The 13,943-nt window shown below is 48.4% G+C and carries 17 protein-coding genes; 5 read left to right on the top strand and 12 right to left on the bottom strand.

The window, feature by feature from the left end:
* Positions 1-24 precede the first annotated feature (24 nt).
* Positions 25-849 carry a class D sortase, LPxTATN-specific gene (srtD, locus tag KOI40_RS02110; protein ID WP_216095783.1) on the bottom strand — a complete coding sequence of 275 codons (825 nt, stop codon included), beginning with the start codon at positions 847-849 and terminating at the stop codon, positions 25-27.
* Between the two features lie 523 nt (positions 850-1,372).
* Here srtD and KOI40_RS02105 point away from each other — a divergent pair.
* Complete coding sequence (locus tag KOI40_RS02105; protein WP_216095782.1) at positions 1,373-2,857, top strand: GGDEF domain-containing protein; 1,485 nt, start codon at positions 1,373-1,375, stop codon at positions 2,855-2,857.
* Between the two features lie 27 nt (positions 2,858-2,884).
* Here the strand turns inward: KOI40_RS02105 and KOI40_RS02100 are convergent, their stop codons facing one another.
* The 3 genes from KOI40_RS02100 to KOI40_RS02090 are packed head-to-tail and all read right to left on the bottom strand — an operon-like array spanning position 2,885 to position 4,469.
* Complete coding sequence (locus tag KOI40_RS02100) at positions 2,885-3,616, bottom strand: SDR family NAD(P)-dependent oxidoreductase (protein ID WP_216095781.1); 732 nt, start codon at positions 3,614-3,616, stop codon at positions 2,885-2,887.
* Positions 3,613-4,023, bottom strand: a complete 411-nt coding sequence (locus KOI40_RS02095; RefSeq protein WP_233709871.1) for a thiol-disulfide oxidoreductase DCC family protein — start codon at positions 4,021-4,023, stop codon at positions 3,613-3,615. The genes KOI40_RS02100 and KOI40_RS02095 overlap by 4 nt, the downstream gene beginning before the upstream one ends.
* The gene (locus KOI40_RS02090; RefSeq protein ID WP_216095780.1) at positions 4,020-4,469 is read right to left on the bottom strand and encodes a DUF3429 domain-containing protein; all 450 of its coding nucleotides are present in this window, start codon (positions 4,467-4,469) and stop codon (positions 4,020-4,022) included. Before KOI40_RS02090 ends, KOI40_RS02095 begins: the two co-directional genes overlap by 4 nt.
* A gap of 170 nt (positions 4,470-4,639) precedes the next feature.
* On the opposite strand from KOI40_RS02090, the gene KOI40_RS02085 reads away from it, so the two are divergent.
* Positions 4,640-5,152: a BLUF domain-containing protein gene (locus tag KOI40_RS02085; protein WP_216095779.1), complete on the top strand. Its 513-nt coding sequence runs from the start codon at positions 4,640-4,642 to the stop codon at positions 5,150-5,152.
* A 13-nt stretch (positions 5,153-5,165) separates the two neighbouring features.
* On the opposite strand, the gene KOI40_RS02080 is transcribed toward KOI40_RS02085, so the two are convergent.
* Positions 5,166-5,864: a hypothetical protein gene (locus KOI40_RS02080; protein WP_216095778.1), complete on the bottom strand. Its 699-nt coding sequence runs from the start codon at positions 5,862-5,864 to the stop codon at positions 5,166-5,168.
* 743 nt (positions 5,865-6,607) lie between these two features.
* Between KOI40_RS02080 and KOI40_RS02075 the strand changes: the two genes are divergently transcribed.
* Entirely contained in the window at positions 6,608-7,579 is a 972-nt protein-coding gene (locus KOI40_RS02075) for a hypothetical protein (RefSeq protein WP_216095777.1), read from the top strand.
* Positions 7,576-9,084, top strand: coding sequence for a hypothetical protein (locus KOI40_RS02070; protein WP_216095776.1), 1,509 nt, complete (start codon positions 7,576-7,578; stop codon positions 9,082-9,084). Before KOI40_RS02075 ends, KOI40_RS02070 begins: the two co-directional genes overlap by 4 nt.
* A gap of 305 nt (positions 9,085-9,389) precedes the next feature.
* Here the strand turns inward: KOI40_RS02070 and KOI40_RS02065 are convergent, their stop codons facing one another.
* Positions 9,390-9,758 (bottom strand): hypothetical protein, encoded by a 369-nt coding sequence (locus tag KOI40_RS02065; RefSeq protein WP_216095775.1) that lies wholly within the window; start codon positions 9,756-9,758, stop codon positions 9,390-9,392.
* A 41-nt stretch (positions 9,759-9,799) separates the two neighbouring features.
* Here KOI40_RS02065 and KOI40_RS02060 point away from each other — a divergent pair, with 41 nt between their 5' ends.
* Positions 9,800-10,318: a hypothetical protein gene (locus tag KOI40_RS02060; RefSeq protein WP_216095774.1), complete on the top strand. Its 519-nt coding sequence runs from the start codon at positions 9,800-9,802 to the stop codon at positions 10,316-10,318.
* A 37-nt stretch (positions 10,319-10,355) separates the two neighbouring features.
* Here KOI40_RS02060 and KOI40_RS02055 read toward each other — a convergent pair whose 3' ends face one another.
* The 6 genes from KOI40_RS02055 to KOI40_RS02030 form a co-directional block, all read right to left on the bottom strand.
* Positions 10,356-10,712, bottom strand: a complete 357-nt coding sequence (locus KOI40_RS02055) for a hypothetical protein (protein ID WP_216095773.1) — start codon at positions 10,710-10,712, stop codon at positions 10,356-10,358.
* Between the two features lie 49 nt (positions 10,713-10,761).
* Positions 10,762-11,154, bottom strand: coding sequence for a hypothetical protein (locus KOI40_RS02050; RefSeq protein WP_216095772.1), 393 nt, complete (start codon positions 11,152-11,154; stop codon positions 10,762-10,764).
* A gap of 108 nt (positions 11,155-11,262) precedes the next feature.
* Positions 11,263-11,613: a hypothetical protein gene (locus tag KOI40_RS02045; RefSeq protein WP_216095771.1), complete on the bottom strand. Its 351-nt coding sequence runs from the start codon at positions 11,611-11,613 to the stop codon at positions 11,263-11,265.
* A 5-nt stretch (positions 11,614-11,618) separates the two neighbouring features.
* Positions 11,619-12,572 (bottom strand): hypothetical protein, encoded by a 954-nt coding sequence (locus tag KOI40_RS02040; protein WP_216095770.1) that lies wholly within the window; start codon positions 12,570-12,572, stop codon positions 11,619-11,621.
* A 133-nt stretch (positions 12,573-12,705) separates the two neighbouring features.
* A complete protein-coding gene (locus tag KOI40_RS02035) occupies positions 12,706-13,128 on the bottom strand; it encodes a hypothetical protein (RefSeq protein WP_216095769.1) in 423 nt (140 codons plus the stop codon).
* A 211-nt stretch (positions 13,129-13,339) separates the two neighbouring features.
* Positions 13,340-13,912, bottom strand: a complete 573-nt coding sequence (locus KOI40_RS02030) for an HNH endonuclease (RefSeq protein WP_216095768.1) — start codon at positions 13,910-13,912, stop codon at positions 13,340-13,342.
* Between the last annotated feature and the right edge of the window lie 31 nt (positions 13,913-13,943).

Here is a 13,943-nt window from a genome sequence, read left to right as displayed (position 1 = left end):
TTCTCCTTGGGGTTGAGGGTACGTTCAGTTTGAGTGGTTCAGTACCCATAGGTCTTTGTATTCGGGAACGTTTTCCCGAAACACAACAGATTGGTTCTGGCTGGTCGCGTCAGGTGCCGTATCGTTATGGCTGCCATCGTTAATGCCATCGCTGATCGAGTCTTCCGGCTGTGCTCGAATGATCAGCCGCTCGGGGGCGTAGCCGACATAGTAAAAGGGGTAGCAGGTGATCAGTGTCAGAGTGGGTGACTCCGTCGGATCCAGTACCGAAATGTCCAGCGGATCGGTAATAAACAACTCTTTAACCACATAGACCTGCGTGCCCTGCAGGGTTTTCATGGTGATCCGATCGCCAATGGCAATATCCTTTAAAGGGCGAAAGAAACCATCCCGATGGGCCGAGACCACGATATTGCCCTCTTCACCGGGGTGAGCAGTACCATCGACAATACCCGCGCCCCGGTTGAGGGTGACCGCATCGGTTCCGTGAAAAACCGGCACTTGTAAATTCAGCCGATCAATCGCCATCACTGCCAGTGGCAGCTCATCATTCTGAAGCTTGGCGTACTTTCGTTTGCGGCTTTCGGACCACAGGCTTTGATCGGGATTTTTAATGGTCAGTGTTTCTGTTGCAGAACCCGTTTGCTCTTCTTGAGTCTGAGTTTGTGCAGCCTCTATTTGAGTTGGCTCAACATCGGCCTGCGCCAACAATGCCTGATCAAAAGCTGCCAGGGCCTGTCGGGAGGCAACGGCAGAATCCAGGTACGCCATGCCCACAAACAAAAGACCCAGCATCCCCAGGCTCAACGAGAACCGTTCCAGGTAAAGAAGCAAAGCCGATTTCGTCAACCGTTTATCTTTCAAGGTTGCCTCGGTGTCAGTTACTGTGTGGGCGTGGGTGGATATAGAAATGCCATCAACGGAGCGTTGTCGAATCCTTCAGCCCCACCGATACCGTGTGGCCATCTCCCCAACCATTTTTATCGTCTTGTCGCACTGGAAACTCGTCCTCTTGAAGGGCTTGTTTCCAGTTACTTGACCTTTAATCGGTAAATCTTCTGCAAAAACAGCATAGTTTTGAGTGTAGCAGGTAAAATCAGAGCGGCCTGATATGAGGAATTATGCGACGTTATTCCAAAATTCCGCATGCCAGTCGGGCAATGTCGAGAGGGTTCTCGGCCACTCAGCATCGGATCGATTGGCGACTCAGGCACCCCATTGGTCGAAGTGCAGGTTCGTGTTTAATGAAAAGCCGAATCATTTTGCTTCGAACTGACGCGATTTTCGGACATCATCGGGGAATCTATGTATTGCGATGAATTTGGCGATACATTAATGTGATCAGGTTAAAAGAAAAAATTGATAAACAAGGATGAATGTTTGGGTCGGAGAGGGACTGGCGGCTCAGGAAGTGTACACGTTGATTCAACTTTTCAACCCGATTTATTCGAAGATTGACTCTGACCATGATCCCAGCAACCGCTATGTGCTGATATTGGGGCTCTTGGTATTCATGTTGGCTTTGTTGGGCATTGCTTCTCGCCCAATGGGTTCTTTGGCCTGTGTCTGGCCAGCCAATGCCTTCTTGCTGGGCGCCATGATCCGGCAACCTCTTCTCAGAACGCCACGTGCCTGGCTGGTTGCCTGTGTCAGTATGGTGCTTGCTGATCTCATCACATCCTCACCGTTTCTGATTGCAACTGTCCTGTCAGTCGGCAATCTGGTGGGGGTTTATGCTGCGCTCTACGTTTTGGAGCGGTTGCCTCAAAAAGCTCATGAATGGGATCAACGCCACGGCGTTTTGTTGATGATCTTTGCTGCCCTGGTCGCTTCCATGTCTGCCGGTTTTGTTGGGTTGTTTGCCTACCCCCTTTTGTTTGATGGCACGGCGGTTAAAGGTTACATCTTTTGGTCGGTCACAGAGTTCGTCAACTTTATTGCCTTTCTGCCCGTTGTGCTTTCGGCGCCGGTGTTCGGCCAGCTTTGGAAACAACTGAAACGTCCCCGCCGTATTACCCTGCGCTCAAGTCAGTGGATGCCTGCTGTGCTGGTCTTCCTGTTGTGCACCGTCACCCTGTTTCTTGAAGGCCCGGCGAAGCTGATTCTGCCGATTATCGCCTTGCTATGGTGTGCCTTTAGTTACACGGTGTTTTCCACAGCTCTGCTCACCCTGTTTTTCTGCTTTTGGACATTGGTGACTCTGGCACTCGGACTCGACAATGCTGCGGGGGAAGCCAGCAACTGGAACACACTGATGTCATGGCGGGTGGGCATCTCACTGATTGCGTTAGTTCCCATTATCGTGGCTTGTTACAACAGCGCCAGAAAAGAAGAGATGGAATCCCTCAAATGGTCAGCCCTGCACGATGCCCTGACCGGAGCACTTAACCGCAAGGGGCTGGAGGAATACCATCAATCCCTGGCTCACTCTCGATCTAATTACCCTCTGGGTTTGTTGATGCTGGATCTGGATCATTTCAAATCGGTAAATGATCAGTATGGTCACTCGGCGGGTGACAAGGTACTCAAGGCATTCGTGAAGAATATGCAAAGTCACCTGCGGCAGGAGGACGTCGTTGCCCGTCTTGGGGGTGAAGAGTTTATTGTGCTGCTGCCTCAATGCTCTGAGTCCGCAGTTGCCGAGATTGCCCAGCGCATCAAAGAATCGCTGAGAGCAGAAACGATAACGCTTGATGATGATCAGGTCATACAGGTCACTGTCAGTATCGGTTGCGCTTACAGCATCAAAGGTGAAGAAAGTCTGAGCAGTTTATTGTGCAATGCCGATCAGGCTTTGTATGTAGCCAAGGATGCTGGCCGTAATCAGGTGGTGAGTTTTGAGGCGTCAAACCAATAGCAAGTCAAACCATATGATCACCAAGTGTTACCACTCAATCGACTCCCCCTGCCAATCCAGATAACTGAGTTCGCCATCCACGGGCACCTTGTCCATGATGCCCACAAGCTTCTGCGCGACGAACTCGGGGGTAAACAGTTTTCCCTCTGGCACATTGGCCTGAAACGGTTGGGATAAGGTCGTGTCTGTGGTGCCGGGATGAAAGGCCAGCAGCTTCACGTTTTTGGCCCGGCGTGAGTATTCAATGGCAGCGGTTTTCAGGAACATATTGAGGGCCGCCTTGCTGCTGCGGTAACTGTACCAGCCACCCAGTCGGTTATCGCCAATGCTGCCCACCCGGGCACTGAGCGCAGCGATGACACAGCGCGGTGATCCTTTTGATCCTTTTATCAGAGGCAACAACTTCGCCACCCACATCGCCGGTAACACCGTATTGATGTAGGTGCTGTGCATTAACTGCTCGGGGTCGATGTCTTCCAGACGCTTTTCCGGCGCCAGTGTGGGTGGCCCTGCCTGATGCAGTACACCGGTGGCGATCACAATGCGGCTCAGGCGACCTTTCAGTTCGGTCAGTGTTTGAATTAGCGAATCAATGTCTGCTTCGGTGCTGTCGCACAACAGGCACTGCAGTTCTGGATGCTGTACATCCATGCTTTTGCGGCTGATCGCGACCACCGAATACTGTTGCTGCAACAGTTCGTTAACCACCGCCCGACCAATGCCCCCGTTGGCACCGATCACCAGCGCCGTATCGGTCATGGTTGCGAACACCGATCGGATTCACACAGTCTGGCTTTGCCGGTGATCAACCGCGAGAGACTGTAGCGGTGTTTGGCAAACAGACGGTAAGCGATATCGGCAACGGGTTTGATCAGCGGCCAGCGAAGGCAGTTATAGCGTTTCACGCCCACCAGCGACCAGGCTCGTGCCGTGACATCCAGCCCCAGCAACAGACTGCCCTTGTCATCCACGGCATGCAGGACACGGTTGGCCGCCGCGGGATCAATATTCGGATAGAGGGTGGCAAACTCCGGCTGCCAAATATCCACGAGCTGCAACTGCTGCTGAGTATCCCGCGCGGTCAGGGCCTTCATTTCCTGGGCACAGAGCGGACACTGGCCGTCATAGAACAGGGTTAACTTCACTGTAGCCTCTGTAGTCATCATAGAAAGACTCGCGCATAGAGAATCACATGACACACCACCACGACCGCCGTGAGCTGACAGCGCAATGGCCAATACCCCTGAGGATAAGTCTTGCGGCAGTAAAAACCTTCCCAGCCCAACAGCGCCAGATACAACACCGCCAGCGGCAACAGCGTGAGTTCTGGATTCATGGGTAACAAAAGGATCGCGAAAGCCGCGATGGCCAGCACATTGGAAAAGAGACTGGTGGCGACGGAGTGGCGCCACAGACAGCCAGCCATAAACGCGAGAATGATGGCACTGTAGCTGACAAAGACCTGCAACGGCTCCAGCCCGTAAGGTAACGGTAGAGTTAGATTCAGACCCAGAGTCACATACACAAACGGTAACAGCCCCAGATAACCGAGGGTGCGCTCAGCGACGGGCAATCGCGATTGGGCTTTCAGGGACGCGGTGGAGTCATTCATACCCTTAAATACGTGTAGAGTCGGTAATCGGATTAATAAAGACGCTCAGCCAGCGCTGCACAAGCGGGTTCTGCGTTGCGGGTTCTGCATTATCGGGTCATGCGCAAAAAGTGAACCATACAAGAAGCCTGCGCGTAGAAACCACATTAAAACACAGGAGTGAGGTGCGTATGAGCGAGCCAATCATCCGGCTGACCTATGCCAGCAGGGCCACATTTAAAACCGCACAGCAAGGCGTCGAGTCGGAAGTTGCGCGGATTCTGTTGCAATCACGCCGCAACAATCCCAAGCACGCCATTGGCGGTGTGCTGCACGTGGCCGACGGACATTTTTTTCAGTGCCTGGAAGGTAAACGCACCCGAGTGAACGACACCTTTAGTCGCATCGCCTCCGATCCGCGTCATCAGGATGTGCAAATACTGAGTCTGGAACCCGTGACCGAACGCATGTTTGGCCAGTGGTCGATGAAGTACAGCGCCGCAGAAAAGAATTTAGACGCCCTGCTGAAACGCTATGGCTTTGAAAGCTTTGATCCATTTCGGTTTAACCAGGACATGATCACAGAATTTTTGCAGGCCTGCGCCAGCAACAAAGATCCCATGGCAAATGTTGGTGACAATCAGCCCGTGGCGGCTAACGATAGCCCACGTCCGTGGTGGAAGCGGCTTTTGAAACGGGGTTGAGCATCAGCGGCGCTCAAGTGGCAAACAACTCCCGCGCTTGCTTCGTCACTACCTTAACCCCACCCTCCAAAATCGGAGCAATATATTCCGACGCACTGTCCATCAAGGCTTCACCGGTATCGGACGCAATCTTGGCCGACACCTTTTTCAAGGTGGCTTTGATCACACCTTTGAAGGACGTGTCCGGTGCACCCGCTGCAATCAAGGCTTTCTTCACCTTATCTTGTTCTTCATCCGACAGGTAAGACTCGATCAGTGCGGCAATGGCGTCCAGCCCCAGTTTGATCAGGCTGGGTGAGAATGAGCCGTCAGACACATAACCCAGCTTTTGCACCTTGGCCCGCAGGTGATCGGACACCAGCGGGTTTTCCACTTCCAGCACATAGAGGTCGCCGTTCTTCTGAATCAGCGGCCTTTTCAGCAGGGCTTTCACCTTGTCATCCAGTTGCTGGTCGGATGAGCTGCGCAGCTCCCGGTCGTACATCAGCCGACGGGCCTTGGCGCGGGTCACTTTCAGTTTGGACACCAGCTCGTATTGTTCGGGTTCTTTGTCGATGGCCTTGAGCTGTTCCAGCACATTGAGGACGATCAGTTCCACCTCGTTTTTGGGCAGCGCCCCAAAGGCGGGTGTCAGGTAATGTTGAAGGAAGTACGACAGTGCGGCTTTGGCCTCTTTTTCCGAGGCGTTGTTGACGATCTGGTTGATATCCATTCGGGTTGGGTCTCTCTATCCTTGCTGAAGGCTCTTTATCTCTGCTGAAGGCTCTTTCTATCCTTGGCGTGAGTCATTGATAACGGCGCACAGTATGGCGGTGAGTATGCCACGATCACCGCGTCGAATGCGACACTGCCGCTCGTCGGATTTTCCTGATGGTTGCTTGTGCTTCTCAATCTCTCCTGCCAGATCCCGTTCACCATGAGAACTATCCCTTTAAGCCACGTTGTGGGAATCAAAAAAGGGTTCTGACCCCCTTTAATTCCTGCTTTAATTCATTTATTCCTTATTTTACTATAAGTCCTGGCTGGACAATTTGTACGCTATTGGCTTGTTTTCTTTTGTAGCCACTAGCAGCGGTAGGCTTTTGACATCACACAAAAGTTTCTGAAAGTGGATCTCAGTCATCCGAACGCCATCAATTACAAAACTGGTTCAATGTGCCCTTAGAGGGCATCCTGCTTGTTTTGTTGGTCATTACCATCTTATGTCATAGGGCTGTGGCAATGGATACCAGCAATTCTCAATTTTGAGTGTAGCGACGGGGTTGTGACTTTGGCATACCTGATGGTGTGAGCTTTTGGTATTAAGGAACGGTTGCCAAACATGGTTTCTTATTCGGGTTAATACGGTCAAACAGGATATGACTAACTATGATGCAATGTTTAGGCTGCAGAAAATCCTTGGTGTTTCCCCTGGATCGAAGTGGCAAAGTAGGGTGTAAAAACTGTGGTACCAAAATGTTTTGGTCTCCATCCCGTGGCCTTCATCCTCTGCGTAGCTATGAAGCCGTCGATCGTGTTGAGGAACTTTCTATCGAACTGCCCTGTCCCGCCTGTGGTGTTCAACTTGAGCTACAAGACTCTTTGAGCAAAGCCAGAAATATTCGCTGTGCGGAATGCAAGGTCGCCTTTGATTGGTCGCCCAAAAAAGGGGTTAGCTTACCTAATGACATGGAAGAGACTCGACCACAAAAGAATGTGTCTGAATCGAGTGATGATATAGGCACAATGCCATGCCCGGGTTGTGCACAAAACCTGGAATTTCCTGTAAAAGATGATGCCTGTATCCGCTGTCACTGTGGTCTCTGTTTGCATTGGGCTGCTCAATCAGGGCTGAAACTGACAGAAAAACAGGAAGAAAAGCAAATCCTTCTTCAGGGTAATTACTACGCGTTGCCTGAGCCCGGAACTTACACTCTCCTGCATGACCTCAAACTTAGTAGTGTGGGTGGACTGGGTAAGTTTTTTGGTGGCTTCTTGGTCGCTTTGATAGTTTCCCTCGTTGGTCTCGTATTGTTGTGGAATCCTGCAGGCATTAAAAAAATCGCGGTAATTTCGGTCTTTATGGCTTTCGTGAGCGGTATTGCGACACTGGTCCTGGCCGACAGGAAACGCTGGCGTGTATCAGGGGTTTTTGCGGGGTTATTGCTGGTGCTAAACCCATTGACACTCACTTTATTCAAAGACCAAGGCTACGGAGATTTATCGAAGAGCTTTTGGGGGTTGTTCTCCTCCGGACCGGATTACGAGGCACTGGCTGCCGAAGCTGAGACCTTGGCGGGGCAGGCCCGTCGAGCACTGAATCAGGGGGATTATCAACAGGGTCTAAATAAACTGTCGGAAGCCACCATGTCAGCCAGTTTGGGGAAGGATATAAAACTGGCGGAACAACTGCTGGAAGAGCTAATTCACGCGGATAAAAAACAATGAACAGGCAGGCTATTGTCAAATTATGGGTTCTTATATTGGCAACTCTGATGTCGTCTTCGGCCATGTCCCAGGCCGTAATCGAATATAAATTCTTCGCCCAATCTTACAATTTTCACCTGACGGGCAAACACTGGGGAACGATCCACGGGTTAAGTTTCGATGTGCGGCAGAGTTTTGGTTCCCTGTTGGGTGAGCCGGTGACCAATAACAATGTACGTTACTGGTTTGATGGTCAGGAGGGGGGGATCAATAAACCGACGATTTTCCTCCACAGAGATGTTCTCGGTAAACCGCAGACCCAAGGGCTTCCCAGCCCCAATGGCGATACCTGGGCAATTATAGAGCTTTGGGGGAATGACTATATCTCAGTCCGTCAAACCGGTGGCTTGCTTAAGGTGAGTTATCCGTTCGAACACTTCATTGATCAAGCCCGAGTGGTATCGGCACATTTTGTCGGTAACTACGGGCAGATTCACATGCTGGGCGGTTTCGATGGTGTTTTTGGTTCTCCTGGCAGCTGGGGTTGGAACTTTCCGGGAAGCCCCTCTTGGACACGAGCACTGGTGAGCAGTTTTGATTATATCGAGCACGGTACACGTCCAATTAACTGGTATTCACAGTCCCAGGCGCGCGACCTTTTTACCATGCTGAACAAGGAGTGCCAGCCTGTTTGCCAAGGGCAAGCTCTGAGACTGCAAGACCTCAATTTGAATATGCACGGAGTGTTAAACGATATTGCCACTGAGTCGGAAGAGTTTCGCATGGCTTATTACTCAGGCGATCCTCGCACGACTCTGTTGAGCAGTCTGATGTCTGCGGCGCAGTCTGAACCCGACCCAGAGCTTCGCGGGCGCCGTCAGGCTCTCGCCAATCGTGCGATGGAAGCGTTTGGAGATGAACAGTCCCGAACCTTCAAACAACAGTGGGGATTTACTGTCAGCGAGAGACAACAGTCGTCTATCGAACAGGTCATGGCTTCGATCGATGAAGGGTTTTGTCAGATGATGACCGAAGGCAAGGTACAAGAGAACACGCTGGGACGATTGCAGAAGTTGGTCAAGCAGGAAGGGGCTTTACCCAGACAGCTGCAAGATCGGGCCGAGCAATCTCTGAAGCTTCTGGGTAAAAAAGATGTGGGAGTTGGCGATTTACAGATCACGCTTACTTGGAAGCAGAAGAATAAGGGACGTAGAAACGGGGTTTATTTTTTGGTCAGAGTACCGGACGAGTTTGAGGAACTTTCTTTGCCGAATTATACCAGTAAAAGAGGCGTTGCTCGCGGGACTCTGAGTCAGGCTAAAGCCGGTAAATATTGGATTTCAGTGCATCCTTCAGGTACATGGGGCTATAACTATAACTACGAGTTGCGTATTCAAGGCGGCGGCAAGGTTGAGACCCATTCAGGCAGTGTATATCAACCAGGGGGATTGGATAGCTACGAATTTGAACTTGATCCAAATAAGGTAGGTGAAGGTCAGCGTTGTCAGAACTTGACGGAACTTTGATGTCTGACTCCGTCTACCGCATTCGGGCTGAGGTCGGTTATCACCACTAAAGGAGATTCAGCGGCTCAGGTTTCAAATAACTCACCGGCTTTGTTCTTAATGGCCTTAACCGCGCTGTCCAAAATTGGCGAGATATACTCAAACGCAGAATCCATCACGGCCTCGCCAGTGTCCGTTCCCTTTATTGTCTCTACAGATTCCGTTCAGCCTTTGGACTATGCTGTTGGCCAACTAACGCATCACAATTTGACGGAGTGTTGGTGTAATAAAACTTACTGTACAGAAACCAGCGATAGGTCGCTTCGTTACAGAGAGCATAGTGTTGTTTGAGTGTACTGACTCACGCCATAATGAACGGCATGGGGCAGCAGAAATACCAAGAGAATACTGACCACAATACCTTTGGTGAACAAAGACTCATACTTAGGTGTGAGGTCTTTCCCGAATAGCCCTTGTATCATTCCCCCCACGGTAAGCAGCAGAAGACCCAGCCCAATCTCCAGCATGGTGACAGCGCCTTTATCGAACTCAATCACGGGAGCATTTTGGTGAATCTGGGAGATCAATTCGGTTATGCTGACGACAAACCAAAAGAATGCTGCAACGGTTAATAACAGGAAGAAAGCAACACTCAAGACGCGTGCAACAAGAGATGATTGTGGTACGGTTCTCATAAGCAAAGCTCAGTTTCCAATGGAAGGAATAAAGACATTAAATGAAGTTAACAAAAGAAGAAAAGGATCAACTCTTACAAGAAATTGCAGATGACCTGCCGGAATACTTTGCCGTGTTCTCACCGTGGATGTCGCTTTGGCTGATCAATATGCTGTTGTCGATAGTGGGTATAGCCGTGACAACTGTAACCTTGTCTGAAAAATTCCATGTTTCATTTGGGATTGCTTATAGTACAGGAATATTTTTTACGGTCTTTTTCTGTCTTGCAAATGGCCTTGTGGCATCTGGCCGCAGAGTGATTGGTACTAGATTACTGAAAGCCATTGGCTATCTTTTGCTGGTCTTTGGTGCTATCTCTACGGCCTACTATTTCAATGATACTCCACAGCTTCCCATTTTTATCTTCCTGTCTGGGCTTTTGAGTTTACTAATTACTCACAGTCTCAAATTCACCGTTTTTGCCTATCATCGAGAAAAAATGGGAACTTGGGGGCGGGAACGGATTAAAAAGAATAGAGCCTTTGTTGAGAAAATTAAGAAATCCAGAGGCAAGAGCTGACGCTATTGTGTCCTCTGGATTTAGGTGTAGATTGTAACTAAGCATTCTCGCTGACTTCTAGCCACACATTGTAAAAGCCCGATGAACGCATATACGAGGAGACTTCGTATTCAAGATCAGGGATCATTTCAATATTGTTAGTGCTGCCTAAGACTGAAGTCTCGTTCTCTTCATCGTCATGCATGGCATCAACAACTTGCCAAATGAATTTGGAGTAATCGCGGACTTCTTGTGCGTTGGTGATTCCGCTGTTCAATATGGATGTTGCGTCTTCGTTATTTAGAGCTACAGCATAATGTTTAAAGAGGTCGTTAACATGAGGGTATCTTTCAAATTTAATCATGGTCCTTGTCTCTCCCAGATCCCGACCACCCTGAGCTTGTCGAAGGGTCACCTCCTACTCCTCCAGCCCTTCGACAGGCTCAGGGCGAACGTGCTAACTCTTAGCCAAAAACAATATCAGCCAATAACCAAAGTAATAGTGTGCCTAAGCTTCCTATTGCAACTGCAATCGCGATCAAATAAAGAAAGCTGCCATAATATTCCAGAGGATTTGGGTATATATCCGTGTTGAGTTTATTAAAACGTTTCTTTACCAGTTTCGGCCAAGTAATCAGTAACATATAACTTGTAGACCTGATAATACTTAGCGGCCAGGAATTATATATACCCAGTTCCGATTGTTGAAAATAAGGCTCTTTGAACAATAAAGGATCTAATCGTTTGCAGAGAGAGATATGTAATGGCACTACTATGATGAGTGCCAAAATAATTGATAGACCAAAACCCGAAAACAGATAACCAAATAGCAAAGCTTCAATGTTTTCTATTTGCATACACTGCCTGAGATGCTCATCGTTGAAAAATCAACCTCCTTACCCAAACGATCATAAGCAATATCTGTATTAACGCTAGATTCACTTTCTGAAAAGATATCGTTATTCTTATTTTAAGACTGCGACAGCGCCACCAAATAAAAAAAGTGTGCACAGTCCGATGATCATCGTATAAGAAAGACCTATTTCGAACTTGTTAGCAAATGACTTCACATCAAGGTTTCCATAGATGATCTGGTAATTCTTCCATTTCGTCATACTGGGTATGACGCATGCCCAGCAAAAAATGGCCGTGTTGATAAAGCCGAAATCAATTGTACCGCTATCCCAATATTGACCTTTAGGTTGCAAGTGATTTTTTAAACGTCTGGTTAAAGTTAAGCGCAACAAGACGAATGAAAAAATCATGGAAATAATTCCAGCAAAACCGAGGAGTGATAGAACGAGTTCAAAAGTCATTGTTTTCACTGGATAAGGCCATCGTATACATTTTCAAGAATAAGTCGGGAAAGTTGATCTGCAGCAAGAGCTACTAATCCACCAGCTACTAGACCAATTATAATGCCTAATGAACTCATAGCGATAACAGTACCAATGAGTGCTCCGGCGGCAATGCCCCCAACAAATCCCACCGATTGTACAAAAGCCTCTCTTTTCCAGCGCGGATCATTATCCTGATGCATATGATAAACACTATTCGCCCTTAAGTACCCATCCAGGACAATAAAACCTGGCCCAACTACCCGAGCGGTTTTGGCAAACTTAGCTAATTTCTGCACATCACTGGTGTCTCTGACAGGAATAGATTCCCACACCTGTTTGCCGGTTGCGTTTGTGGTCGGTCGTGTTTTAAATGTGTTGGTGTTCAGGTAGTTGAGGGATTTCATCTGCAATACCTGATTCATTTTGCCAAATGCCGAATCTGCACGAGCCTGGGCCGCTCGCACCATTCTTGGGGCTGCGCGGTGATTTCTCAGGTCTTCATAATGCTTCAAGGCATGATCGTACTCGTTGATGGCTTTTAAGACGTTGTTAGAGCTTGCAAGAGCGGCACCCATGCCATTGCCGCCAAAGGTATTCAGATCGCCAACAGCATCAGGGATTCGCGTATCCCACAGCATATTGGCCAGTCCCATCACCGTAGCACCACCGACCTGCTGACTTAGCTGGGATAAGGTTTCATGTTCTTCCGGACGACAGCACAGCAATTCAGTCAGGTTAACCGAGGACGAAAGGCTGGTGTTAGGTACTACTAAAGGACGATTGGGTGCGTTGTGAGTGTTCAGACTGTTGGTTTGTGGGTTTGCACGCAAGACCTGAGAGGCAAAATCATCAGCTGATTCGGGGTTTTGACAGAAACTCTGTGCGATGTTGTGCAGAGTGCAAGCAGATTGAGGGTAATAAATCGAAGAGGCCATAATTCGTCCTTGAGTGGCAGCTGTTTCTGGTCGATCGACCTTATCAAACTCTGGTTCTTTAGTTTGTGATTGGATTCTCTAATGTATGTAGTGACCGAATATTGTTGTACAGGTCTAATGCGAAAGTTTGATTTCAAGGGCGGCTTTTCAATTGTTTATAGGTTTCACAAGCCTTATCTCGTTGATTGATCACTCTGGGATCATGACTCCCCATCGCTTCTATCGTCGCGGCATTACACGCCGATTTTGCCAAGCTTAGATCTGACTTTTCTTTGGATGCTCCGAGTTTGGCAACAACCGGCTTGAAAGTTACCGCCGCATTACAATACATATTCCTGGATTTGATGTATCTAAAATCTTTACTGGGGTTGGCGCTGAGGTTCTGACAGATCTCGTTGAACATTCTTCCGGCCTTCATCGTACACTCGGAATGTTGGGCGATATTCTGAGACGTATTGGCACAGACAGAACTGGATCTTATCTGCCATAGTTGATGTTGAAAGGGTATTTTTGATCCTTCGTATTCAACAACTACAGCTTTCAGTTGGGTGCCCATGCTCTCTGTCATGGAAGAATAGACTTCGTTGTGAACGGATTGTAGGTAGGCTGAGAATAGGTAGCTGACGGGGTCCATGTCTTTTTTGTCCGTTGTGATTGCTTTTAGAAGAGCGCCTAATTATATCAAGGTATTTCTTATGTTGACTGAATTAGTTGGTTACAAGTTATCTCAGTTTGAAAAAGGCTATGAATACTTTAATTCTGCCTTGTTATAGCTTTGCATATTCTTTTGCTACTGTTTGGTTAATTTCAGTTGCGAGCGTTTGAGCCTGACGCATAGTATTTTGCACCGACTCCCAGTTTTTCCAATGTTGTGCCCACTTTTCTTTACCAACCACTGACTCAAAATCAACCTTAGTTGGCTCTAGCCAAGCCTCGTATTTATGCAATTTATCAATTCGTTGGTTAAGGTCTGGCACGTCTCTAGATTTTGGCGATAGTTTTGCTGAGCTTGTAATCCAAGTATGCCAAGGCTTGTTGCCCTTGGATTGATTACATTTTCCACAAGCTGGAACCAAATTATGGATTTCTGAAATATAGCCCGTTGGTTTTTTGTTAAGAACCAAAGGGCGCAAGTGATCCCACTCCGAAGCAGTGGCACCACAATAGGCGCATTGAAAACTATCGTGATCCATGCCAAGAATTTCCAAGGCTTCTTTCACTTGCTCATTTGTTGGAACAATTATTGGGATAATTGAGTTTATAAATGAGTTCGTGATGCTTGACGACCGGCCCGTGATTTTCATCGGGGTTGGCATTCTGAAAAGTGATAAATAATCCATAACTTAATTTAGCTATAACAGTGTATTTTAC

It is taken from the genome of Pseudomaricurvus albidus (assembly GCF_018863235.1).
Taxonomy (GTDB): Bacteria; Pseudomonadota; Gammaproteobacteria; order Pseudomonadales; family Cellvibrionaceae; genus Pseudomaricurvus; species Pseudomaricurvus albidus.
The sequence above is the reverse complement of the archived record's forward strand: the minus strand, read 5'-3'. Positions and strand labels throughout refer to the sequence as shown.